This window comes from Mycobacterium sp. IEC1808 (assembly GCF_002101935.1).
GTDB lineage: Bacteria > Actinomycetota > Actinomycetes > Mycobacteriales > Mycobacteriaceae > Mycobacterium.
Genome location: NZ_LQPV01000057.1, coordinates 1 through 21,866, shown reverse-complemented (window position 1 = coordinate 21,866; position 21,866 = coordinate 1). Strand labels below are relative to the sequence as shown.

The 21,866-nt window shown below is 62.6% G+C and carries 26 protein-coding genes; 14 read left to right on the top strand and 12 right to left on the bottom strand.

Features of this window, described 5'->3' with window-relative positions; all coding sequences use genetic code 11:
- Positions 1-61: 61 nt before the first annotated feature.
- The gene (locus AWB92_RS23710) at positions 62-727 is read right to left on the bottom strand and encodes a PPE domain-containing protein (protein ID WP_158090404.1); all 666 of its coding nucleotides are present in this window, start codon (positions 725-727) and stop codon (positions 62-64) included.
- A 15-nt stretch (positions 728-742) separates the two neighbouring features.
- Positions 743-1,042 (bottom strand): PE domain-containing protein, encoded by a 300-nt coding sequence (locus AWB92_RS23705; RefSeq protein ID WP_142282276.1) that lies wholly within the window; start codon positions 1,040-1,042, stop codon positions 743-745.
- 113 nt (positions 1,043-1,155) lie between these two features.
- Here AWB92_RS23705 and AWB92_RS23700 point away from each other — a divergent pair, with 113 nt between their 5' ends.
- Complete coding sequence (locus AWB92_RS23700; protein ID WP_173817476.1) at positions 1,156-2,001, top strand: SAM-dependent methyltransferase; 846 nt, start codon at positions 1,156-1,158, stop codon at positions 1,999-2,001.
- 1 nt (position 2,002) lies between these two features.
- On the opposite strand, the gene AWB92_RS23695 is transcribed toward AWB92_RS23700, so the two are convergent.
- From AWB92_RS23695 to AWB92_RS23685, 3 genes are all read right to left on the bottom strand, one after another.
- Positions 2,003-2,815: a glycoside hydrolase family 16 protein gene (locus AWB92_RS23695; RefSeq protein ID WP_085190022.1), complete on the bottom strand. Its 813-nt coding sequence runs from the start codon at positions 2,813-2,815 to the stop codon at positions 2,003-2,005.
- Positions 2,816-3,006: 191 nt separating this feature from the next.
- Complete coding sequence (locus AWB92_RS23690) at positions 3,007-4,173, bottom strand: site-specific integrase (RefSeq protein WP_085190020.1); 1,167 nt, start codon at positions 4,171-4,173, stop codon at positions 3,007-3,009.
- On the bottom strand, positions 4,166-4,705 hold the full coding sequence (locus AWB92_RS23685) for a helix-turn-helix transcriptional regulator (RefSeq protein WP_142282275.1): 540 nt from the start codon (positions 4,703-4,705) through the stop codon (positions 4,166-4,168). Before AWB92_RS23685 ends, AWB92_RS23690 begins: the two co-directional genes overlap by 8 nt.
- A 636-nt stretch (positions 4,706-5,341) precedes the next feature.
- Here AWB92_RS23685 and AWB92_RS23675 point away from each other — a divergent pair.
- From AWB92_RS23675 to AWB92_RS23660, 5 genes are read left to right on the top strand one after another with little or no spacing between them, the layout of a single operon-like run.
- Positions 5,342-6,550: an AAA family ATPase gene (locus tag AWB92_RS23675; protein ID WP_085190013.1), complete on the top strand. Its 1,209-nt coding sequence runs from the start codon at positions 5,342-5,344 to the stop codon at positions 6,548-6,550.
- Positions 6,547-6,702, top strand: coding sequence for a hypothetical protein (locus AWB92_RS29870; RefSeq protein WP_158090403.1), 156 nt, complete (start codon positions 6,547-6,549; stop codon positions 6,700-6,702). The genes AWB92_RS23675 and AWB92_RS29870 overlap by 4 nt, the downstream gene beginning before the upstream one ends.
- Positions 6,695-6,874 (top strand): hypothetical protein, encoded by a 180-nt coding sequence (locus AWB92_RS23670; protein WP_085190011.1) that lies wholly within the window; start codon positions 6,695-6,697, stop codon positions 6,872-6,874. The genes AWB92_RS29870 and AWB92_RS23670 overlap by 8 nt, the downstream gene beginning before the upstream one ends.
- 21 nt (positions 6,875-6,895) lie before the next feature.
- Positions 6,896-7,099, top strand: coding sequence for a hypothetical protein (locus tag AWB92_RS23665; protein WP_085190009.1), 204 nt, complete (start codon positions 6,896-6,898; stop codon positions 7,097-7,099).
- A gap of 31 nt (positions 7,100-7,130) precedes the next feature.
- Positions 7,131-7,685: a hypothetical protein gene (locus tag AWB92_RS23660; protein ID WP_142282274.1), complete on the top strand. Its 555-nt coding sequence runs from the start codon at positions 7,131-7,133 to the stop codon at positions 7,683-7,685.
- Between the two features lie 206 nt (positions 7,686-7,891).
- Here the strand turns inward: AWB92_RS23660 and AWB92_RS29605 are convergent, their stop codons facing one another.
- The 4 genes from AWB92_RS29605 to AWB92_RS23640 form a co-directional block, all read right to left on the bottom strand.
- Entirely contained in the window at positions 7,892-8,230 is a 339-nt protein-coding gene (locus AWB92_RS29605) for a hypothetical protein (RefSeq protein WP_142282273.1), read from the bottom strand.
- Between the two features lie 159 nt (positions 8,231-8,389).
- Positions 8,390-9,922 carry a UvrD-helicase domain-containing protein gene (locus AWB92_RS23655; protein WP_085190005.1) on the bottom strand — a complete coding sequence of 511 codons (1,533 nt, stop codon included), beginning with the start codon at positions 9,920-9,922 and terminating at the stop codon, positions 8,390-8,392.
- On the bottom strand, positions 9,919-11,859 hold the full coding sequence (locus tag AWB92_RS23650; RefSeq protein WP_085190003.1) for an AAA family ATPase: 1,941 nt from the start codon (positions 11,857-11,859) through the stop codon (positions 9,919-9,921). Before AWB92_RS23650 ends, AWB92_RS23655 begins: the two co-directional genes overlap by 4 nt.
- Before the next feature lie 1,010 nt (positions 11,860-12,869).
- Positions 12,870-13,847 (bottom strand): hypothetical protein, encoded by a 978-nt coding sequence (locus AWB92_RS23640; RefSeq protein ID WP_142282271.1) that lies wholly within the window; start codon positions 13,845-13,847, stop codon positions 12,870-12,872.
- Between the two features lie 307 nt (positions 13,848-14,154).
- Between AWB92_RS23640 and AWB92_RS23630 the strand changes: the two genes are divergently transcribed.
- A complete protein-coding gene (locus AWB92_RS23630) occupies positions 14,155-16,113 on the top strand; it encodes a hypothetical protein (RefSeq protein ID WP_142282270.1) in 1,959 nt (652 codons plus the stop codon).
- 291 nt (positions 16,114-16,404) lie between these two features.
- Here the strand turns inward: AWB92_RS23630 and AWB92_RS23625 are convergent, their stop codons facing one another.
- Positions 16,405-16,605 carry a hypothetical protein gene (locus tag AWB92_RS23625; protein ID WP_085189993.1) on the bottom strand — a complete coding sequence of 67 codons (201 nt, stop codon included), beginning with the start codon at positions 16,603-16,605 and terminating at the stop codon, positions 16,405-16,407.
- 773 nt (positions 16,606-17,378) lie between these two features.
- Between AWB92_RS23625 and AWB92_RS23615 the strand changes: the two genes are divergently transcribed.
- Positions 17,379-17,705 (top strand): hypothetical protein, encoded by a 327-nt coding sequence (locus AWB92_RS23615; RefSeq protein WP_142282269.1) that lies wholly within the window; start codon positions 17,379-17,381, stop codon positions 17,703-17,705.
- 25 nt (positions 17,706-17,730) lie between these two features.
- On the opposite strand, the gene AWB92_RS23610 is transcribed toward AWB92_RS23615, so the two are convergent.
- Complete coding sequence (locus AWB92_RS23610; RefSeq protein ID WP_085189987.1) at positions 17,731-17,940, bottom strand: hypothetical protein; 210 nt, start codon at positions 17,938-17,940, stop codon at positions 17,731-17,733.
- A gap of 53 nt (positions 17,941-17,993) precedes the next feature.
- Here AWB92_RS23610 and AWB92_RS23605 point away from each other — a divergent pair, with 53 nt between their 5' ends.
- From AWB92_RS23605 to AWB92_RS23585, 5 genes are all read left to right on the top strand, one after another.
- Entirely contained in the window at positions 17,994-18,602 is a 609-nt protein-coding gene (locus AWB92_RS23605) for a hypothetical protein (protein ID WP_142282268.1), read from the top strand.
- A gap of 11 nt (positions 18,603-18,613) precedes the next feature.
- Positions 18,614-19,381 (top strand): hypothetical protein, encoded by a 768-nt coding sequence (locus tag AWB92_RS23600; RefSeq protein WP_085189984.1) that lies wholly within the window; start codon positions 18,614-18,616, stop codon positions 19,379-19,381.
- A gap of 64 nt (positions 19,382-19,445) precedes the next feature.
- Entirely contained in the window at positions 19,446-19,919 is a 474-nt protein-coding gene (locus AWB92_RS23595) for a hypothetical protein (protein ID WP_085189982.1), read from the top strand.
- A 263-nt stretch (positions 19,920-20,182) separates the two neighbouring features.
- Positions 20,183-20,380: a hypothetical protein gene (locus AWB92_RS23590; protein WP_085189980.1), complete on the top strand. Its 198-nt coding sequence runs from the start codon at positions 20,183-20,185 to the stop codon at positions 20,378-20,380.
- Between the two features lie 133 nt (positions 20,381-20,513).
- Entirely contained in the window at positions 20,514-20,714 is a 201-nt protein-coding gene (locus AWB92_RS23585; protein ID WP_085189978.1) for a hypothetical protein, read from the top strand.
- 9 nt (positions 20,715-20,723) lie between these two features.
- On the opposite strand, the gene AWB92_RS23580 is transcribed toward AWB92_RS23585, so the two are convergent.
- Entirely contained in the window at positions 20,724-21,389 is a 666-nt protein-coding gene (locus tag AWB92_RS23580; RefSeq protein WP_085189975.1) for a helix-turn-helix domain-containing protein, read from the bottom strand.
- A gap of 124 nt (positions 21,390-21,513) precedes the next feature.
- Between AWB92_RS23580 and AWB92_RS23575 the strand changes: the two genes are divergently transcribed.
- Complete coding sequence (locus tag AWB92_RS23575; RefSeq protein ID WP_142282267.1) at positions 21,514-21,813, top strand: hypothetical protein; 300 nt, start codon at positions 21,514-21,516, stop codon at positions 21,811-21,813.
- Positions 21,814-21,866: the final 53 nt, after the last annotated feature.

The following is a 21,866-nucleotide window of genomic DNA, read 5'->3' as shown; positions in this document are numbered from 1 at the left end:
CCAATTCCCCGACCGACTCCCACTATGACCCAAAGATGAACGGCCGCAACATCTTACACAGTTATCTTGACAGCCCCATCGCCGCTTGGACGGCTTGCTCGCTGGCCTGCATCGTCGCCCCGGCGGCGGCCATGGCCTCGTTTTCGGCCAACGCCACCGCGGCGACGGCCGGCGCCGCCGCCGACGCTCCAGCCACGGCCGGCGGAAAGGGAACCATGATTGCCGCCGTACTCGCGCGCAACGCTGCGCCATAGGCCGCGCCCGCGCCGGCGTTGCGTGGCCACATCTGCCCGTAGTACTCGAGATTCAACGCCGTGATCCGGGGGGTCAGCGCGCCCAAGACGGCCGGGTTGATCTTCTGAGCGGCCGATTCCTCCATCCGGTTGGCCACCGCCTGCTCAGCGGTCACCATCGACGCCAGCGCCGTCTGGTGAGCACTGGCCGCCGCCGCCACATGCGGCACCTTCTCCAAGAGCGCCTCGGCGAGCAGTTGGTGCTGGGTGTCCATCGCAGTCTGGGTGGTCGCCGAGGCGGCCGCACCCACGCCCTGCCAACTGGCGCCATAGGTCGCTGCGCCCGTTGCGGTCGACGCCGCCATCACCGTCTGCAGATTCGCCGCCTCGGCGCTTAACGTCTCGCCATAGGCCAAGGTGGACGCCGGGCCAGACCCCGACGCCAACGCCGTGTAATTGGCCTCCGGGCTAAACGTTGACCACGGATGCGACACCAAAGCCCCTTGCCGCTACAGCGTCATGGCCGCCGCGCGCGTCGCCTCGCTGGCCACGGTGGTCGTCTCCGCCAACAACTGGGCGTCGGAGAACAACCCGCGCTGGGCCGCATGCTCACCCGCGGTCGCCACATACGCGGCAGCCACTGCGGCCAGTGCCGCGGCGAACGCTACCGAATCGGCATCGGCGCCCATCGGCATGACCCCCAACAGCGTCGGCGCACCCGCGGCCGCGCTGGCGCCAGTCTGCGCAGCCAGCTCCGCCTGGGCCGAAGCCGCGGCCCCCACCGCGGCCGGCTCCATCGCAAATACCATCGCCCATCACCTCCCTGAACACCCCGAGGGCGATTATCAGCCAAGCTTAACCAGCACCCGCCGCCCGTCGCAGTTCACCAAAACCCCGACCGAGTCGTCAGATCCGCCAACTACTGTCAGAACCCATGCACTCGATCACCCATGTGTCGGACACCGCCCGCTGGACTGCGCTCCACCGTGCCACCGAATCCGCCCGCCCCGACGCGCTTTTCAGCGACCCGCTCGCCGAGCGCCTCGCCGGTGAACACGGCCGCGCGATCGTCGCCAACGTCCCGCGGTCGACACGCAACGGATGGTGGCTCGTCGCACGCACCAAGATCATCGACGACGCCATCGCCGAAGCGATCGGCGCCGGCTGCGACCGGGTGCTGAACCTGGCCGCCGGCCTGGACACCCGGCCCTACCGACTCGACCTGCGGCCCGAGTTCACCTGGGTGGAGGCGGACCTGCCGAAGTTGCTCGAGGAAAAGACGCAGGTTCTCGCGGACCAGACGCCGCGGTGCCGGTTGACCCGGGTCGCCGTCGACCTGGCCGACCCGCAGGCCCGCGACGCCTTCCTCGACGAGGCCCTCCACGGCGCGACCAAAGCGCTGGTGTTGACCGAGGGCCTGTTGATGTACCTGGAAGACAGCGACGTCGACGCGCTTTCGGCGGCGTTTAAACGGCCCGAGATCGCCTGGTGGATGCTCGACTTCGCCTTTCCGGGCCTGCGCAAGATGATGAACAGAAAGATGGCCGGGATGCTGGAAAACGCGCCGTTCAAGTTCGCCCCCGAGAATGGGCTGGCCTACTTCGAGAACCTCGGCTGGCGGACCGTCGAAGCGGAATCAAACCTCGAGGCCGCCCACCGGTTTCATCGGTTGCCGCTGTTCATGCGTCCGGCCACGTGGCTGCGCCCGACGGATCCGCGTCATCCGGGCCGCAGGCCCTGGGGGGCAGTCGCCCTGCTAACCCATTGAGCTACCAGACGCGAATCCAGTCGACCAGCATGTCCGCGGGGTAGGTTCCCGGTCCCGGGTCGCCGCCGCCCGAACCGGCGACCGCAAGGTTGAACACCGGGTAGACGGCGTAGCCGGGGTTGTTGAACGGCCAATCCGGAAGCGAGCTGGCGGGCACATCGAAGTAGGGCTGGGCGCCGTCGGAGTAGTCCTTCCAGAAGCGGATGCCGGTCGCGTCCCACTGAGTGCGCCAGGTGTGCCAGGCGCTGTCCATCGCGATGTTGTGGGTCTTCCATTCACCGCCGTTCGCCTTCGCGTGCACGGTGGTGGCCGAGGGCCAGTTGCCGTTGCCGTACCACTCCATGACGTCGATCTCGCCCTGATCGTCGTTACCCAGCCAGTAGGCGGGCCAGGCGCCGGCGGTCAGGCAATTGAGCTTGATCCGGGCCTCCCACGTGTGCCCGACGCCGCCCCGCCACAGGCTTTGGACCTTGCCGCTGAAGTAGGTGGGCCCGTCCTTGGCCGCGCGCAGCACCAGGTTGGAGTTGCCGTCGAGAAACACGTTCTTGCGATCATCGCGGTACTGCCCGATGTGCTCGGGCAACTCCCAGTACGTCGGGTCCTTGATCGTCTCGCGGGCCTTGGCCACCGCCCATTTCGACGGATCGGGCGCGGAGCCGGCCGGCCCGTCGAATTCGTCCTGGAAGATGTAGCTCTGGCCGCTCGGTGTGTCTGGTCGACCCGGAAAGGCGCAAGCCTCGGGGAGCGGCAGCGCGGCTGCCAGCACGCCGATCCCGGTCGTCAGCATCATCCGGCGGCGGTCTATCTGCGGCATAAGCAAGGCACCCTAGCAGCCGGTGCCGCCCTAGGTCGAAACGAGAAATCTGTCGGTGGCCGCGGTTAGCGTGTGGATCGCCGCTGGCCCGCAAAACGGACGACGGCGGGGCAGTGCGTTTGGATGACGCCGAAATTCATGGCTAATTCTGATATTCGGGCCGGCTAATCCATTGACCTGCGGTGGACGTTTCACACGGCCCCATCCGTCCGCAGGCCGTCCGCAGGAGCGTCCGCAGCCACCCGAGCGGTGAACACCTTGGCCACCGTTGTTCGGGTGGACTCGTCGGTGTCCGGCCACAGGTGCGCGTAGGTGTTGAGGGTGGTGGTGGCGTGTTCGTGACGCATCCGGGCTTGCACGGTCTTGACGTCCGCGCCGTCGGCGATCAACAGCGACGCGAAGTAATGCCTGAAATCGTGGAAAACGAACTTCTCCGGTAAGCCTTCGATCTCGCCGCGAACCTTCTGGACGGCGTCGTCAATGATCCACGGCCCGCAGGGCTTGCCGCGCTTGTTGACGACCATCATGTCGGACGGGTAGCGCTGCACCGAGGCCGACAGCATCAGCGCCATGTCTTGGGGGACCGGGATCGGCGCCTCGCTGGCTGGAGTCTTGAGAGGTGCGCCGGCCCACTGCTGCTTCGGGTGCACCACACCCCGGATGAAATCGACATCTGACACCCGCAAGCCGGACACTTCGGCGACCCTCAGCCCCGCGAACGCGCCCAGCAGCACGGCGACTTTCAAGTTGTCGGGCATCGCGTCGTAGATCTGCCACACCTGCTCAGTTGTCGCCACATAGGGCTTCTTTTCACCTTGCGGAGGCGATGTCTTTTTGGAGCATGGGTTACGCCCCAGCCGACCGTCATACACCGCATCGGCCATGATCTGGTTCAACCGGCCATGCAGGACATAGATGTAACTGGCCTTGCGCCCATCCGCTTTGAGCTTCGCCAGCCACGCCTTGACATGTGACGGGCGCACCGCCGAGAGCTGCATTCCGCCGAACTCCGCGCAAATGACCCTAAGTTGGGTGGCGGTCGTCCCCACAGTGCTGTCGCGGTTGATCTTGTAGCCCTCGATCCACTCGTCGCACCATTGCTGCACGGTCATCGTGGCGTCCCGCGGGGCGACGTGACTGCCCGTGACGACCGTGGAGACCTGGCTGTTCAGCCACACTTGCGCCTCGCGTTTGAGGTCGAAACCCTTCGCGTGTTCGCGGCCACGGTCATCGACGTAGCGGGCGCGGTAGCGTTTCCCCTTTTCGTAGTTGGCGCTAGGCACTGTGCGGGTGGTGCCGTCCTCGTCGCGGCTTTTCCGATACCAGCGGTCCTCGATGCCGGAGCGGGTTCTACGCATCGGTGCCGTCCTCTGCCCACTCGACGCGCAGCACCCGCCGTCGAGATCCGCGATGCTTGGCGATTGTGCCGCCGCATTGAGCGAGTAGTGCGGATCCTGCGGCGAGCTTGTCGCATGCGGTCCGCACCGCCGCAACCAGATCAGCCAGGTTCCCGTCTGGATCGATCTCGCTGACATCGTCGAGCCGGTCGGTGATGTCGCGTATCGCCACGCGAACTGACCGCTGGCCGTCGGCCGAGGCTTGCGCGAGTTGGCCCAGCACAAAATCGCGGTCGCTTGCAGGGCGTGCGCGTCGAGCTAAAAGACGGTCGACAGTGACGCCGAACGAATCGGCGATCGCCGCCGCTTCACTGATCGTGACGTTTCGGGCGCCGCTTTCAATCTTGGAAACCACGGCCCAAGTTGCGTCCGGAGCGCCATGCTGCCGCATGCGCTCCGCCAGCTCCCCCTGCGTCCAGGCGCGGTGCTCGGCTGTGCGCTCACGACGCACTGTATCCCGAAATCGTGTAAGCATCATATTGTCATATCCCATATCAGTGAATATATGTTTTCCGATGGACTCGCGCAATTCACGGTGCCAGACTAGCCCACACAACTCGAAATGAGTTCCTAACCAAGCGAAACGGAGGGATCCGATGCAGGCGAGCGCGTACCTGTACGCCGATGAAGTTGCGGCCGACTACCCAGTTAGCGCGGCAACGCTGAGGTACTGGGCCTCAATTGGCCGGGGGCCGAAGAGCTTCAAAGTTGGTCGGCGGCGGGTCTGGGTCCGCAGTTCGGTAGAGGAATTCTTCGCCAGCTTGGAGGAGGCGGCGGCGCAGTGAGAGGGCAGCAACACCAGCCCTCTATCCACCGCGACGAAACGAGCACCCGCCATGACAGAAAAAGGGAGCCGGGTCGGTCACCACACCCACCCGGCTCGACATCATCACAACAACACAGAGTCTAACCCTCAACTGCCGCTGCACACGGCCGCCGCCCCGCTGGCCGGTCACGGTTCGCTGAAAGCGATTGCGCGCCCGGCGATCTGCGACTGCCGGCGCCCGAAGATGCGCGGCGGGTTGTGCGGCTGCTGCGTTGGACGAACTTTGCTGGGTTATGCCTCCGCCGCCGAGCACCACGCCCACATTCGAATGATCTGGCCAGGCCAGGCGGCAGGGCGGCGGCGATGAGCAACGGCGTCGATCGCAGGGATGAACTGCTCGGCATGGCTCGCGAAGATCACCGCGAGGAAGCGGTGCGCAACGGCTCGCTGCTGGCCGACATGTTCGATGGGGCGTGGCTGGATGCACAGACGTTCGCGCCTCTTGAATACGCCGTTCCCGGCATCATCCCTGAAGGTTTCGGCGTCCTGGTCTCACCACCCAAAGGAGGCAAGTCCTGGCTGGTGTGCGGCATCGGATTAGCTTGCGCCGCAGGTGGAACCGCGATCGGCGCCATCCAGGTCCCCAAACGACCTGTTTTGTACCTGGCTTTGGAGGACGGCGAGCGGCGCTTGCAGTCACGATGCCGGCGCATCATGGCGGGTCAGCGGATTCCGGCCGGTATCCGCTTCATCACTCGCGCCGAAAACAGCGCTGTCGCTTTCGGCATGATCTGCGAATTCTTCACCAGCCACCACAACGAAAAACCGCTGGTGATCCTTGATACGTTCGGCCGGGCGAAACCCACCAAGCCCGCATCTGCGGATCCCTACCAGTTCGACTACAAAGTCGGTGCCCAGCTCAAGGCCGCAGTCGATGCAGCGCCAGGCGCAACCTTGCTCGCCGTGCACCACACCAGGAAGGCCGAATCATCGGACTTCATCGATGCTGTCTCCGGGACTCATGGGATCGCCGGGTCCGCCGACTTTGTCCTCGTCTTGGCGCGCAAACGCCACAGCCACGAAGCGTTCTTGTCCGTCACTGGCCGCGATGTCATCGAAGCCGAATATGCGCTCACCGTCTCCGACGGCATCTGGGAACTGGCCGGCCACAACCTGGCCGAATCAGCCGGTGAGGCCGAGACGCGGCGGGAGCGCACACAACTCGGTGACCGCGCCTTGGAAGTTCTCGCCTACGTCAACAGCCATGCTGAAACCCGCCCAGCGGACATCGAAGCGTTGGGCATCAGCAAAGACCAGACACGTATCTATCTGAGTCGTTTGGTCAAGTCCAGCCGGATCGGGAAAATCCGCCGTGGTGTCTACGGCCCTATAAATGCCCTTTTTACAAGTGTTCCTTCTGTTACATCCCCTAATCAAGAAGTAACAGACGTTGCGAATGTAATACCCCTGGTCAAGGGGCCTGGCCGCTGTCAAGAATGCGGCTTCCACACCCTCACTCAAGGCCACCGAGGCGACTGCAGCAAACAGCAGCGAGAGGAATCCCCGCAGTGAAAAGACGTGCGGCACCGCGCATCACGTTGCCCTCCCAGTTGCCGCTGTTCCCCACCATCCCCACTGAACTGGTGCGAGACGAGCGGCAACGCATCGTGGCCGAGCGGCTAGCCGAACTCGACAACAACGTCGAACGGAGGACCGATGACTGACCATTCCGCCCGGCTGGCCCGTGACCGCGTGATCGTCGAGTTGTACGCCCAAGGCTGGAGTCAGCGGGAGATCGGCAAGCACATAGGTCTGAGCCAACCTGGCGTCCACTTCGTCCTGCGCGCCGCCGCTGGCCGGCCGCGCGACCGCGCCAAAAGGCCCAAGGGAGATTGAATTATGCGGTGGACTGCATGGATGAAAGACGGGGGCAGCGTCGAAGTCGAGGCCGACGAAGTCCTCTTCGACGGTGCCACCCGCTTCGTTTGCAACGCCCTCGACTCGGCCGGCGATGAGCGCTACACCGACGTGCTCATCCTGGCACCCGGCGTCTGGACCCACATTGAGGCAGCCGATGCCGGGCTGAAAGTCACCCCGTCGCCACCACCCCGCATCGCCTGAAATCTATCAACGACGCGCGAAGGAAACCCAAATGACCAACAGTGACCGCCAAGGCGTCGGCGCTTCAGTACGGCGCTGGCTAAGTCTTCTGGCCGGGTTGTTTTCGCACCGCACGAGCCGGGCAATGTTTCCAGGGGACGAATGCCCGCATGCCGGTGACCCGAAATTGGCCGTGCGGCAACTGTTGTCGGCCGTCAACGATCCGAAGCGGTTCGCGGAGGTTGTGGCCAGCTTCGGCGATTGTGGTGGCTGTACTGCGTCGGTGATCGCGCAGTTCTCGTGCGAGATGGCCTGTCTGGTGACGGATATCAATGCGCAGGATGCTGACGATTTGCTACGGCGGTGTACATGCGATCACCCCGTTAGTCCGGAGGTGATGTGCATGCGGCTTGTGCTCGCCTGCAGCTCGCATAACGCTGACGCGCTAGCGTTGACGCTGGGTCAGGTCTGCGAGTGCACAAATTGTGTGATCGACGTGGTCCTGGCCCTCGTCTTTGCCAATGTGGCGCTCCTGGATGATACCGAGGTTGCATGGCGGCCGATGGTGGAGCGTCGGGTTCTCGCCATTCTGGATCAGATGGCTTGAAGGGCAGGTGAAGTCATGGATCACAGTGCTGATTGAGATGTGACGTCTGGTTGGTCCCGAGACTCGACGGCGCCCAATGCCCACTCGCCGTATCACTAGCGCCTGAAGCTGTACCACTCGCTGCGTGCGCGGCTGGTGCCGAAGCAGGGAATACGGACTGCCCGGCGAGGCGGCAGACGCGAAATCGCATAGTCGGTCAGGATGCCCTATTTGTAGCGCGTAAACCCAATCGTCCTTCCGGTGCGGTCCATCGGCAGCACCTCATCCGCGTCGCCGACCATCTGCCAGGCCTCTGCGACGGACAACAGCCGCTTAGGGCGCTGCGCACGGTCATGCTGAAGACCCTCAAGAACACGAGGTTTGACCACCCGCGACTGAGGTAACCGCTGCTCCGCCGGAGGACCTGACGAACGAAACGTCGGCGGCGGCGAATACGCCAAGGTCAGCTTGCCGTGAAAAATTCGCTGACAGTCGTCGCTGCAGTACTCGCGAGTCCGAGGACTCTGGAACACCTCGCGGCACTCAAAGCAAACGTTGCTGGTCATTCCATAATAGTAAAGGGTCGTGGCCCGCAACTGCCCAAGTCAGCCTCGCGTGTATACGCCAGTTGACTGGCACCACAGCGTTTTTCATGCGAGCGCGCGCAACAGATGTTCCGCTCCCGTGCGTTGACCATGCGTACAGGCAAGTCGCAGCTGGAACAACTATGCGACGACCAATCTGCGGGTTGCGTATCTGGCGCGCGTGCACGCGACGTACAACTGGCGATGTTTTTCGTTCGCGTTTGTCAGGCCGCGCGCTAAATGCTCAACTTCCGAATCCGTGAATCGGCACGCAACCACATCCCACTCCCGACCCTTAGCTTGATGGACAGTCATACCCGGTATAGCTTGTCCTGCGGCTCTAATTCGGGGCTGTAGCAGCTTGAGCCTTGCGGTGTAGTTTGCATGCACTTTCGGAAAGGTCACACGACTTGCGGGTTCGATGACGCTCACCAACGCGCGGTAGGCGTGGTTCCAATCGTCCTTGTTACCCGCCGCTTCTACCATTTCAAGGACGCCAGCGAGACCGTACTCGAGGTGCTGTAGATCATCCTCGGCGACACCTAGCGTCGACAAGGCGTCAGACAGGTAAGTCGCCTTAATGGCGAATAGCACCGATGTGAATTGGTTCAGCAGCAAGGTTGTCGCAGCTTCGACGATATTTCCTTTGGCTGAACCGAATGCAATCGGAACCACAATCGGGCCGGCAGACCACAAGTCGCCCCACAGCGACGCCAGGACAACGTCCGCGCCAACCGCGAGAAGATCCTGATCGAGAACAGGCTTGATAGCGACGGGTCTTCCAAGACGTAGCGCGTCTGCAAGCTCCGCTTGTTCCTCGGTTCGCCACCGAAAAGACTTGGATAATCTAAGAGTCCGTACCTCTGCGCTTGACAACAAAGCAGGCACCAAGTCGGGACGTGCGCCCCTGAAGCCGTAGAGCGCCTGCCATGGATCCCCGATCAGGGTCACGTCGACCCCGGCTGCTAACGCAAGCTCGATCACGCGGATATCAAGTTCGTTGGCGTCGAATACCTCATCAACGATGAGTTCCCGTATGGTCCGCGCGAGGTGACTTCGCAGCGCATTCAGCAAATCCGGACGCTTGAGCGCAAAGTCAACGATCCGACGCACGTCCTCGTGAGTGCATAATCCGTTCGACACCGCATCGGCAAAAGCCGAGGGGACCGGACGCGTGTTGGAGGCTTCGTACGTCACGCGCACTGCGACAGCGTCATTGAACAGATATACCTGAGCAACTGATCGCGTCCACTCGTGCTCGACCAGTACCTTCCACGTATCCTTTACCTCCAGCGATGTGTGACCGCCGGGCCATTTGATTAGACCGCGCGACAGCAAGTGGCTAAGAAGATCGTGGATTAGCGAATCCAGTGTCACGATTCGATGCGGCCAGGACAGGCTGGTTGGACCCCACGTCTTTCGCACTCGTTCTTGGAGCTCTCGGGTCGCCGATTTGGTGAAGCTGACGGCGAGGACCCCGCGTGGATCAACGGCGGCCGAACCGATACCGGGAATGCGGTACCGACACACGCCAAATCGCTGCGCGGCGACGGTGGTCTTGCCTGAACCGGGCGCCGCCTCCAAAAAGATCTTCCGGAAGTTTGTTCCTGCGGCGATTAGTTGCTCATCGGTGAGGCGGTCGGGCGCTCCCTCGCCGACGGGGGCGGCAGTCATGATTGGGACGATTCAGCTGGAGAATCTTTGCCTTCCTCAGCGGTCTGAGCCGGAAAGACGAAGTCCAAAGCGGCTTTGATGTGGTCCGGAAGGGCGATGTTCACGCCCGCATCGCGTGCCTGAATAATCTGCTCGGCAAGCGCGAGTGAGAACTCGCCCTTCCGCCGTGCGCCTGGACCGGCGAGAGTAGCCGGCTGGCCGTTTTTCGCTTTGATCCCTCCCCGGAAGACCGAATGGACCGTTTCCCGTGTAACCGTTTGAAGCTCGATGTCCAATGCGGCGAGCGCGCTCGACACCAATGCCTCATTGCCGGGTGTTATTGAAGGCTCAAGCGTTGGATGACTCTGAAAAACTCGCACGATGTCGGGATCGTGGTTCGCTAGCCATGGTGGCTCAACTGGCTCCTCGTCGAAATCTCTATCGCTGTCTCTCAGAATCGCCATCCGCCTGCAGATTTCATAGCTTCGCGTGCACAGCAGTTCAACGGCCCAAGGCCCAACCTTGGTACCCATCGGCACGATACTGAGGGCATCGATGAACGCTCGCTTCTCTACGTCGGTACCAGCCCATACCCATCCGAACTCGCGAAGCAAGGCCGCGTCGGTGACGCCTTCGACTAGGACGAGGGCTTCCGCGAACAGGGCTGATGACCGGCTTGCGTCCAAATGAAGCCGCGCCTTCCGAATAACCGTGTTGCGATCTGCAAGAGGTATGTGAGCGATTGCTACGGATCGCCGCTCACCACTATCTAACTGGCGCAACACCACAACATCGTCTGGAGCACACGAGGTGATCACATCTGTAGCATGGCTCGACAGAACTACCTGCAATTCTGGGCGGTTAGCCACGGTTCGTCTCAAGTGCCGCACAAGGGAATGCTGCAGTTGCGGGTGGAGGTGCGCCTCGGGTTCTTCGATGACGACTGTTGTGTGAAACGGACCGGACCCAAAAAATGAGTCCTCCAGTGATTCGGCCTCTGCACGAGCTTGTACGAGCCGAGCTTGGGCGGATGCGGAATCAGACCCCGTTGCTTCGGCGCTTTCGGACGGACTGCCATCCGCACCCGGCGCGCCCGTGCTGCTGCCGGCGTCCCCGCCACTCGACTGCGCGTTCTCCCCAGTTAGGTCTGGAATAGCCGCAAGGGTCACAGCTAGGTGAAGCAGGTTGACGTACCCTAACGCGGAGACATCCAGAGGCCGAGCAAAGTTGCGGCCTTCAAGCACCGCAAGCATCAACTCGAGCACCCGCGCTAAGTAGTTATCGTCCACCATTTGACCCCGCACATACGGCCACTGACGACGAACTCCGGCTGTCAATTGGCCGAGAGACTCATCGATTCTGGCCTCCACTGCAGTGATCAATCCATCGTTGGTCAGCGCTTCCAAGAAGCCCCAAGCACGCTGTCGGAGGCCGACAAGGCTGCGAGAACCGGTTACACGTTGTTGCTGCGCTCTGAGCAACTCAACGAGTACCCGAGCCTCGCGTCGAGCAAGTTCGTCGATTGGGTTACGCGATGCTGGCAAATACACCAGGTTGACGGCGTCAATGAGCTCTGTTGCAGGGCCGCCGACGGTCTGTCCTCGGATAGTTCCTAGGCTGCGCAGGAGCTGTCGATCCCAACGCAACGCCTGAGTGTCGACGACGTTGACACCCGCCTGCGCCTGCAAACTCCGCCCGAGTGGGCCTTCGGCCGCAGAATCCTTTTCGTACCAGTACTCCACCTCGATGGAACGGTCGCCTGAGCCGAGAGCCGCTGAACTGATCGGCGGCAGCCTCGGAAACGTTTGCCTATGAGCGAGGTAAAGCGCTTCCGAAATCGTAGTCTTGCCGGCGCTGTTGCTGCCGATCAGCACACTGAAACGACCTGGCAATTGAACCGTAATCTCGCCACTACCACTTGCGCGGAAACCTCTTACTTTCAACGTATGCAGATACATTCGTTGCCTTCCAGGCGATTTGGTTGATTCCGGCCCACAGTCGTTATTGGTATTCGAAGCCCAGCACTAGAGAGCGCCGCCGCAACTGCACGAGAGGCGGCGGGGGGCGGACCTGTGACCCGGCACTCTATGCTCGACCCTTTCGGAGGGCTTGTCGCGGTGTTCGCGTTCTCGAAATGTGTTCTATGCCAAACGTTCTCAGCGGCCGGCCTCGCAGGTTTAGCTCGCGACGCCGCCGTGCCGATGACAAGTCCCGAGGGATTCGGGATGCTTCCTGAATGGCCAAGATGCATCTGCGCAGGAGGCAGCAGCGCCGAGTGGCCGTGATCCCCGAGATCCGTTAAGTCCTTTTGACCCAGGTATCGGACGCTGGACGCAGCCACCGGACGTCGGCGGTGTAGCAACTGTCGCTTGCTCCGCCGCTTCCCCCTGCGTCCCCTTTGGCATGCGCCCGGTGACGCTGAACCGGCGGCGACGACAGCGATGGCCGCTGCGATGAACGCTGCACGGGGCAACACGCGTTAGCTCTCCTGGTTGAGTCATTCCTGTTGGTGACATTGCCCAATTCGTCGATGGGCAGCGTATGCGGCTGGAACCTTGATCGCGTTTGAAATTGTGAAATTTCAGTGGTCGGTTGCTTGGTTGTGCCGACACACCGCCAAACAAATCGGAGGACAGTCGCTGGCCTCCGCATCCGGCGACATTCCGTCGGTAAGCGGCAGGGGGCGTTCGACGGGGAGATTGACCATGGCTGTCGCGGCAGGCTGGTATGCGGACCCTTGGAAATTGGCGCCGCTGCGGTCCTGGGACGGAAAACGCAGTTGTCCAGACACGCCGCCGAACATCCCATCGTCAGAGGTCCCGCAACAGCTATCGACGCAGCCGCCTGTCCCACTTTGGAGTCGCGCGGCGCCGGTCCGCTTTCCGCTGCGGCGCAACCGATTCCCGTCAGCGCCTACGTCACCTTGGTGCTGGTGCCACTGACTAGATCAGTATTAGAGGAGCGGGATTCACTGTGTCACCGGGAGCAGCTCGATGAGATCACCCCTGATCGCCCACCGTGGACCGACCGGTTCAACGCCGAGCAACTCGCCGGCAACGCACAGGTGATCCGTCGGGTCCCACTTAACGCCAGCGCCGTAAGGGTAGACGAGCCTGTGCACGACGCCGAGCACAGCCCGGCGCTGATCAAGCAGGTGTTCCTCGATCTCTAAGGGATCTGCCGGAAGTATTGCCGCGAGCCGTGCCACGACCTCAGATAGGACCGCCCTGTCGGTGTGGGCCTCGAACGCGCAGATCACCCCATCGAAGATTCCCTTCACCAATCCGCCCCACACCGGCTGCCGTCCGCGCGGCGGCCGGACCTGGACTCTGACGGCGAATGGCGTCCCTTGCGCGCACGCCGCTTTGACCACCTCGACATGGCCGCGGGCGAGCGCCAGCCAAACTTGTGCCGCCCGCTTGTCGCCAGAGAACGCGCCCAGGTCGATCCAGCTGAACGACGCTAGCGTTCGCCCCTGCCGCCAGTCGGCGAAATCGCCCGACCGCGGCGCAAGCGCGTAGCGGTAGCAGAACCGATACTCGGCCCCGTCGGGGGCCTGCGGCACTGCTGTGCCGTGCTCGAAGCGGATTCCATTGCGGCCGGCGGTCTTAAAAGTGTCGATGTTGTAGAACGCGAGGTTTTCGACGTCAGCGTTTGGCGGCTTTGCGCCAAAGAACGTGGCGTGCAGCACTTGCCCAGCTGATGGTTCGAGCTGTCGGCAGCGAGACCGAATCTCGGTCCGCAGTTGCTCTTGCCAGACGGGTTTATCGTCGAAGCGAATGTAATTATCAGCCCAGGCCTCGACTACCTCGCTGCCCGCCACCGGTCCGTGGACCTCGCAGCGACCCTCGGTCATCTCGCCTGCGACCGCGGCGTTTGGATCAACGTAGGGCAACAGTCGAATGTCGAGTTCCAGCCGCCGCAGTTCGTCTGACCAGGCTGCCAAAGTAGTTCTTGCATGGAAGATTCCAACTTCGCCTTACCGAACTGCCTCTTGGCGGATTCGGCGTTCATTCTTGTTTCTGCGAGGCCCCTTCACGCCTAGAAACCCTACGCCGAAGTCCGACAGGAATCAGAGGCTTACGCGCAGCGCGTGAGCTACACGGCCACGTGGCCGCCCCCCCACCACGGGACGAGGTCATCAACCTTGGACGGCGACAACCAAAAAGTTGGCAACTGACGAAAGCAACCAGACCGACGGGCGAGGCTGATTCGCAGGACACCGCAGATCGGCGTGCGGCACTATTTGGGCCATGACATCGAGCGCTGAGTCCGATACTGCGACGAATTTGCAAGAGTGGATCGACCGGTTAAGCCAGGCGGCTCGAGTAGGTGAGCCTGTGGAGTTGGCTGGCTCCGGGTCTGCCGACCCCACCGACGCGCAGAGTTGGGGCCGAGATCGTTGTATCCCTGCCGCTGCGCTGCGTCACGTCCTCACCTGTCCTGAATTGGCCGTGGATCCAAGCGGACTACGTATTTCGGGAGCGCGGTTCCGCGACGAGTTGAATCTCGCCCATATTCAATTCGCTCATCCGCTGCACCTCGTCGGGTGCGCGCTGGACGAGCTTTTCGACCTTAGCGGAGCCGCACTGAAAGAACTCAGCTTGCAGCACAGCCGCACACATCGGGTAAAGCTCTACGGCGCTGCCATCAGCGGTGACGTTTTGGCTCCGGACTTGGACGCCGACGGCGCGGTCGACGCGATCCAGGTCCATATCGATGGGCGCCTTGACCTCAGAAACGCAAAGCTGCGCAACGCCGACGGCCCCGCTCTAAATCTCGACGGCGCTAAGATCACCGGTTGTGTTTTCGCCGGGGGTATGGAGGCCGATGGCGAGGTCCGCGCCATCGGGGTCCAAATCGGTGAGCAGCTCGACCTCAGAGCGAGCAAGTTGCGTAATGCACAGGGCTACGCTCTGATTCTCAACGCTGCTGAGATTGCCAACAGCGTGTTCGCCCAGGGCCTAGAAGCCGACGGTGAGATAAATGCCGTAAGGATTCGCAACCCTGGGCAGTTCGACATCCGCAATTGCAAGTTGCGCCGTCCAGACGGCATTGCGCTGGGCCTCGACGGCGGTACGACCGGTGATCTGTACGCGGGCGGTCTGGAAGTCGAGGGCGAATTTCGTGCAGTAGGCGTACATTTCGTCGGGCAGGTTGACCTCACCGACGCCAAACTGGGTCATGCTGGCGCTGGGGCGTTGACCCTCGACGGCGCTGACATTACAGAAGCCCTATTCGCCCGGGGCCTTGAAGCCGATGGTCAGGTCAGCGCGATGGAGATCCGCATCGCTGGGCGATTCGACCTCACGAATGCCAAACTACGTCACACCGCCGCCGATGTGTTGGTCCTCGATGGCAGCAGGGTCGGTGAACTGGTAGCCGGGGGCTTGGAAGCCGACGGGCAAGTCCGCGCTGTAGGCGCCCATATAGGTGGAACCGTCGACTTCCGAAGCGCGAAACTGCGCAATGACGGTGACACGTCACTCAACCTGGAATCCGCCTCGATTAAAAAGCTGATGCTTGACTCACTCAATGTCAGAGGTGGGGTCTCCCTCTATAGAGCGACAATCACCGACTTGAGCACCGACGCAAATCCGCCGGGGCCGTTGGTCGCGACAGGGTGGGAAGTGACAGATATTCATGGCCCCTTACGCGAACGCTGGCATGCAGCGCGGCAGTGGTTGGAGTCTTCCCCCGAGACATCCGTTCAGCCCTGGCACGCTTTGGCGGCCGTCTACGAGCGCAACGGCGATCCTACAGGCGCAAAAAGGTTGCGGCTCGCAGCGGCCAGCAGAGTCACGCGTCAGTCGCCGTTGCTACCGAAGCTGCTCCGATGCGTCTACGGTGCAGTAGTCGGGTACGGCTATTACCCTTTGCTAGCCGCCGCCTGGCTCATTGTGGTCGTTCTGACCGGCAGCATCGTTGTTGCCGCTAATCGCAACGACTTTGTCCCGAATCGCGACGCAACAAATGCCGCCGCGACCGTATATTTAGAGCAGACGCATATGAAGGTTCCCGACGCGCCGCAGATAAAACCACTCCACTACACACTGTCTGCGGTGCTTCCTACCGCGGTGGGAAATGCCACTTCTGACTGGAACATCAAGTCCACCTGGGTCAGCTTCGTGCTGACGTCGCTCAAATTGATCGCGTGGGTGCTTACAGCACTGTTAGTGGCCGGCGTCAGCGGGCTACTGCGAAAAGCCTGAATTCCGTTATGCCGTCCCACAGGACGTCCGCATTTCCTCTCCAGTTCATATCGGCGGAAGTCGGGCCCGGGTCGAATTGAGTGCGAAACAGTCCGTGCGCGCGCGTCTTTAACTAGCGACTCGCCGGACTCTGATAGGCGCGGTCGTGACCGAGTTCGTCGCGAACGGTGGGTGTGCAAGCGCCATGTCTGACTCTTTGCCATAGCCAACGCCGCTGGAGTCTCGTCGCTTGCATTTGAGCCGACGGCGACGCTGTATGAGTCGAAGTCGCCCAACGTCCAAGCAGTCGGATCATTCGCCGGTTCCTGTGTGTCCTACTTCGCGCGTCACGACGAGCTCGTGCCCTGTCACCGACTTCTCCTTTAGCGTCGCCGCCGTCAGCACGGCGGTGACCAACACCAACGCGGCGGTCGCGAAAACCAGCAGGTATGTCGCCTTGGTCAATCGCCGCGTCGCGGCGTGTTCGGCCTGGCTGTGGTCGCAGTCCGACATCACTTCACCTCGACCCGGTGGAACTCGAACACCAGTAACGTGGTCAGGGTCGTCCGCGAAGGCCAGCCCGCGTTGTGCGCCCGACAATGAACCTTCCCGCCCTCGCCGGACGCAATCTCGTTCCGCGCCCAGTCAACTTCGTGCCGGCCGTCGCAGACGCCTGAGCACGCGTCGGTTCGATTGGGGTTGCTCGTGATCAGCTCGAAACGGTCCGCGGTCGTTCTCATCTGCCCGCGCCGATCATGCGCGCCACGCCGACCAACACAGCCAACACTGAGAGCGCGATACCACCGAGGGCGATTGCTAGAACTGCGGACATCACTAACTCCAATCTATGGCTTGAGCTGGTCGGATTCTCGACCAGCTAGCATCGATTCTACGCCGCCGACAGTTAGCTAGCAACTACTCGAAGCAAGATCGCTTTCTGCTTTCCGACGCTAAATATGCTGCAGCCGAGCTGATTCCACGATTATCGAATATCCGCCCTGGGGCGTTCAGCAAAGTCTCAAAGGGCATCCTCACTACCGGCGAAGCCGGTTGTCTCGGACCCCGTGGATACATTGTTTGCTGCCACGCCAGCAAAGTTGCCTGCTCAGCGGTGTTGCTGGACGTATTCTGATTTGCGCATGAATTAGGGATACAGCGGGATACGCGGGGATACGTTGTTTGCTGGCGGTGGAAAGTGCAGGTCAGTGATGGTTTCTGGAAATGGTGCGGATCGGCGGCGGGTGGATGGTGATGCGGCGCTGAAGCGTGATGCTGAGGTGGCGCGGATGCGTGGTGAGGAGGTGCCGGTGCCGTTCCGTGTGATCGCGGAGCGTCTGGGCATCTCGGTAGGTTCGGTGCAGAAGGCTTTGGCGCGGCATCAGCGTCGGCAGGCTGAGCAGGAGCGCCGGGAGGCGGAGCTGGAGGCGATGTTCGCGGCGGGCGACGAAGACGGCGAAGAGGTGGAGTCGCTGTGGTCGGGGCAGTGCTCGTCGCAGGAGAAGCAGTTGGCCGAGATGTTGGAGGATCTGCGTGAGGATCCGAATGACGAGTTGGCGTTGTGGCGGCTGCGGCATATCCCGGTGACTACGCCCGGCCATCCGGGGGCCTCTTGACGGGCCAACCTGTCAGCGGGCGCGACTACTCGGAGTTCCCCCGCGCGCGGCGCACAATGTCTCGGGCTGTTGCGTCTGGGCAGCCAAAGCCCCGGTCTTCGAACTGCTTTTGAACGGCGCGTACCGCTTCGTCTTCGCTTCCGTCGGTCGGCACGCTGACCCCCTCGGGGAAGTTCTTCTTGACGTGCTCCTCGATCTGCTTGGCTACCTGGTCAGCCCAGTCGTCGTTTCCCATGCGTCCAACCTATCGCCGTGCGTAGCGGCAGAGCCAGGGTTGTGCCGCTAGCGTTGTTGTTCGTGCCGCATTGGGTTCATACGGTGTTGTGCTGGTTTTCGTCGCATTGGGGCGATGTGGTGCCAGCGTGGCTGGGGGTCTTCGTCGCCGGCATCTTCGGGTGGCTGTCGTTGCGGTCTGCGCGCCGGTCTGCGGCTGCGGAGCGCGAGTCACGTGCCGCCAAGGATGAGGCGAAGGCGCAGGCCGACCGCGCCGACCGTGCGACGACAGCCGCCGAGAATGCGGCTGCGGCGGCCGATCGGTCCGCGGCGGCTGCCGAACGCTGGGCGAGCGCCCATGAAGCGCAAACGGCTCTGCTGCAGGATGCGGCGGACGCTGCCGAGCGCGCCCCGTGGCGCATGGTGCGGCCTAGGGATCAGGACTTCCGGTTGGTCAACAACACCGACACCCAGAAGTACGAGGTGGACGTGACCGGCGAACCGGCGCGGGGGATGGGAAACAACCACTTCGATGTCGTGGACGGGCGCGAGACGGTCGAACTCGACCTGTTCGTTGCGGCGCAGACCCAGGACAGGCGGGTCACGGTGAGTTGGCGTCCGACGCCCGATCACACAGGTGACCCATGGACGCAACGGCTGGGGTTGCCGGGTTACCCGGGTTAGGTCTCGGGGCCATGCCGTCGTTCGAGCCGATATGGCTGAAGGTCTGGGATGCTGACGGCGGCAATCCCCAGGACATCCCTTTGCCGGGGCCGGGGGGCACCGTCCGCGTCGTCGTTGGAGAACCCGGCAAGCAGTCAGGTACGTGGCGAATCTGGTCGCCGCCCACGAAGTTCGATGTGTATGTGGGCGTGCGCGCCATCCTCGGCTACCAGAAATGGAGCCTGCACGAGACCGGCGATTGGCGGTTTCAGTGGATTAACGACGAGAAGGCGGCGGAATTCGGTGACGGCAGCGGCAACCGGGTCATCGACCAATGGGAGCGCCCGGCAGAAGTCGGTGAGACTGGCATGACGCGAGGCTTAGCGATACGGGTGCGTCATCAGGACTTGGTCGAGGTCGCCAACCCGCAAAAGGTGCCTGCGGACGCCATATGGGTTCCCGCACCACCCGAGGGCCACATGGTTGGTTTGCATGTAGTGGTCGCCCGCCCGAGTCAACAGCCAATCGGGTTAACGAATCTCATGCCGGTCGCTGGATACGGTCTAGTTGGTGGACTGGCCATGCTGCTCTTTGCATCCGTCGACCCCGTCACGGATGAGAACAATCAGACGATCGCGACTGCTCTAACCGAAGCGATTGGACGCGCGCGGGTGCGAGGGGTTGATCTGACCTCGGCGGTTGCATTACGAGCGGCGCTCGGCGCCAACAATTCCGATGGCGAACGGTCCGTGTGGGACGTGGCAGTGCCAACCAGCACCCAAACTGAAAGCGATCGGTGAGGCTGTCGGGGCCTCGTGCGACACTCCGGTGTATGGCAGTCAATGCTTTTAGGCGGAACTCATAGTGGACGCGGCGTTAGCTGGTCTCATCGGCGCGGCCATTGGGGCTGGCATCCCGCCGACCGTTAAAGGCATCTTCGACTGGCGCGCGGGCAAGGCTCAACGCCAACACGAGACTGACGACGCCGACCAAAAGCGCCGCGATGCGCGACTCACCGAGCGTCTTCAGCAGGTGGCCCAATGGCGGGACGGGTTGGCGGCGGGGCACGCGGAGTACCAAGAGTGGTTGTACATACTCAATAACTCGCCGCCGAAAGCCCAGGCGTTCAACAACCCGAAAATTCCAGACGTGGCCGGTACCGCTTGGTTTCAGAGCCTGCGACCCCACTTGTCCGGACGGGCTGGAATCGCTGAGCTTCGCGGTGCGTCCGAAGTGCACTGCGAGAGCAGCATCGTGGTTGCCCTCGGCGAGGAGATCAATCGCATCGAACAAGCGTGGCGAGACGAGGCAAATGGCGAGGTGGTGGGGGATGCCTGACGGCGAGTTCAACCCCCGCAGCGTCCGCAGCGCGTCCGCAAAACAGCTTGCGTCAGCTCGAACAGCTTGCATAGCTCGAACCCCTGAGCAGGAGGTTCTCGCGCGCCTCGCACAGCTAACGGAGCTAAAGGCCCAGGAGAAAATTCATGGCTAATTCTCAACTTGGCGCGTGGTTTGGTCACAGGATCCGCAGGGCATCCTGGAATTACGAACCGATAAACACTGTTCATTCTTTTGCGGATTGCTCGGGAGGAGTTGGAATCATGGCGGACGCAGACGGCGCGACGGTCATTTTCCTTCAATCCCATCCCGCATGGGCCGCGGCCCGGCGGCGGGACCGGGAGCGCCGCGACGCAATGCGCCGCCATCCCTCCTTCCTTGCCCGACGGCATGCCGCCGTGGCGAGCGGCCAGGTCACCCGCAACTTCAAGGTGTACTCGACCACCGACACCCCGGCCTGAAATCCGCCGCTTTTAACCGCGAATTGCGGTCCAATTGCACTTCCGAGGGTTCGGCCATTAATCCGAATTCCCTTGTAATGCAATCCAATAGCATCGGATGCGCGACGGCCCAAGCCGGGGCATAATTCCTCGCGTGGCCCAGACACGCAGGACGAAGGCGCTCGCGAACCCCGCCCAACCCCACGGCGCGCTCCTGCACGAATTGGAGCGCTACATCGAGGCCCACAATCCCGGCGTGACGGACGTCAACGTCGTCAGCGCGACGGACACCGGCCAGGCGGACAAGAGCCACAAGCCGCTACGCCACTGGTATCAGGTCACGTACGAAGCCTGAGGCGGGCAATCACACGACGCCCGTGACCATCGGCAGGAGGTATCGGCGCACGAATGCGCGGGTGTCCTCGACGGTGGCGAAATTGATGCTGGTGTGTTGGGTGACGATGAACGACAGCGTCAGGCGGGTGTGCAGCTCGGCGACCGAACGCAGGTGGCGCTCCTGCTCGGGCGTGATATCGGCAGTGCCGTAGATGTCCGCCCTCAAGTCGGCAACGCCCTGGTCGGTGGCGAATTCGATGATGGGGCCGGCGTCGGTGGTCAGGCTCGGCAGGATGGTCTCGGGCTCGGTGCGCAGCAACTTCTTGAGCAAGGCATGTTCCCGCAGGAACGTCACGGTGAACACGGTGCCGTAGACCAGGCGGTCCTCCAGGCCGGTGGCTTGCGCGCAGGCTTGCGCGTGGCCATCGAAGTAGCGACGGGCTTCGGCCAGGACGACGGCGTCGATCAGCGCGGCTTTGGTGGGGAAGCGGCGGTACAACGTGGCGCGCCCGACCCCGCTGCGCCGGGCGACGTCTTCCATGGTGATGCGCCGCATTCCGACGAGTTCGGCCTGCTCGAGGGTGGCGGCCAGGATGCGGGTGGTGATGTCGTCGGGGCGGTGCAGTTGCGCGAGCACCGCAGGCTCCGGCGCGGCAAGGCGCCGCACGAACTCCGCCGTTCGGCTCGTGGTCACCTGATTGCTCCTTGCTCACGCGTGCGGGTCGTCGTATCGTGGCCATTGATACGTGTGAGACATAATTCGTCTATTTGTATCGCAAAATGGTAAGTATAGCGAATCTTCGCTGCTAGGGGGCGTAATGGGCGTTCGTATGTGGGTTCGGTGGGTGGCCATGCACGGCGTTCCCCGAACGTTCATGCAGGTTCGGGCGCTGGGTGGCGACCCCTTGGCCCGCCTGATCGCCGGTCACGGCCGGGCCGGCGATCCCTACCCGCTGATGGAGGAGATCCGGGCGGGGGGACCGCTGGTGCGCACACCGTTCACCTGGATCAGCGTCGACCACGGTGTGTGCCGGGAAGTGTTGCGCGACAAACGTTTCGGCGTGACGGGGCCGTCCGCAATGGACCTGCCCCGCGGGGCTGTCAAGATAACTGTGTAAGATGTTGCGGCCGTTCATCTTTGGGTCATAGTGGGAGTCGGTCGGGGAATTGG

What these genes read in the sequence shown, in the direction of transcription:
- AWB92_RS23660 (WP_142282274.1), top strand. Translation starts at nt 7,131, where the DNA reads ATGACCAACAGTGACCGCCAAGGCGTCGGCGCTTCAGTACGGCGCTGG.
- AWB92_RS23600 (WP_085189984.1), top strand. Translation starts at nt 18,614, where the DNA reads ATGCCGTCGTTCGAGCCGATATGGCTGAAGGTCTGGGATGCTGACGGC.
- AWB92_RS23685 (WP_142282275.1), bottom strand. Translation starts at nt 4,705, where the DNA reads ATGGGATATGACAATATGATGCTTACACGATTTCGGGATACAGTGCGT.
- AWB92_RS23695 (WP_085190022.1), bottom strand. Translation starts at nt 2,815, where the DNA reads ATGCCGCAGATAGACCGCCGCCGGATGATGCTGACGACCGGGATCGGC.
- AWB92_RS23615 (WP_142282269.1), top strand. Translation starts at nt 17,379, where the DNA reads ATGCGTGGTGAGGAGGTGCCGGTGCCGTTCCGTGTGATCGCGGAGCGT.
- AWB92_RS23670 (WP_085190011.1), top strand. Translation starts at nt 6,695, where the DNA reads ATGACTGACCATTCCGCCCGGCTGGCCCGTGACCGCGTGATCGTCGAG.
- AWB92_RS23690 (WP_085190020.1), bottom strand. Translation starts at nt 4,173, where the DNA reads ATGCGTAGAACCCGCTCCGGCATCGAGGACCGCTGGTATCGGAAAAGC.
- AWB92_RS23650 (WP_085190003.1), bottom strand. Translation starts at nt 11,859, where the DNA reads ATGTATCTGCATACGTTGAAAGTAAGAGGTTTCCGCGCAAGTGGTAGT.
- AWB92_RS23655 (WP_085190005.1), bottom strand. Translation starts at nt 9,922, where the DNA reads ATGACTGCCGCCCCCGTCGGCGAGGGAGCGCCCGACCGCCTCACCGAT.
- AWB92_RS23590 (WP_085189980.1), top strand. Translation starts at nt 20,183, where the DNA reads ATGGCGGACGCAGACGGCGCGACGGTCATTTTCCTTCAATCCCATCCC.
- AWB92_RS23575 (WP_142282267.1), top strand. Translation starts at nt 21,514, where the DNA reads ATGGGCGTTCGTATGTGGGTTCGGTGGGTGGCCATGCACGGCGTTCCC.
- AWB92_RS23610 (WP_085189987.1), bottom strand. Translation starts at nt 17,940, where the DNA reads ATGGGAAACGACGACTGGGCTGACCAGGTAGCCAAGCAGATCGAGGAG.
- AWB92_RS23625 (WP_085189993.1), bottom strand. Translation starts at nt 16,605, where the DNA reads ATGTCGGACTGCGACCACAGCCAGGCCGAACACGCCGCGACGCGGCGA.
- AWB92_RS23630 (WP_142282270.1), top strand. Translation starts at nt 14,155, where the DNA reads ATGACATCGAGCGCTGAGTCCGATACTGCGACGAATTTGCAAGAGTGG.
- AWB92_RS23665 (WP_085190009.1), top strand. Translation starts at nt 6,896, where the DNA reads ATGAAAGACGGGGGCAGCGTCGAAGTCGAGGCCGACGAAGTCCTCTTC.
- AWB92_RS23675 (WP_085190013.1), top strand. Translation starts at nt 5,342, where the DNA reads ATGAGCAACGGCGTCGATCGCAGGGATGAACTGCTCGGCATGGCTCGC.
- AWB92_RS23705 (WP_142282276.1), bottom strand. Translation starts at nt 1,042, where the DNA reads ATGGTATTTGCGATGGAGCCGGCCGCGGTGGGGGCCGCGGCTTCGGCC.
- AWB92_RS29605 (WP_142282273.1), bottom strand. Translation starts at nt 8,230, where the DNA reads ATGACCAGCAACGTTTGCTTTGAGTGCCGCGAGGTGTTCCAGAGTCCT.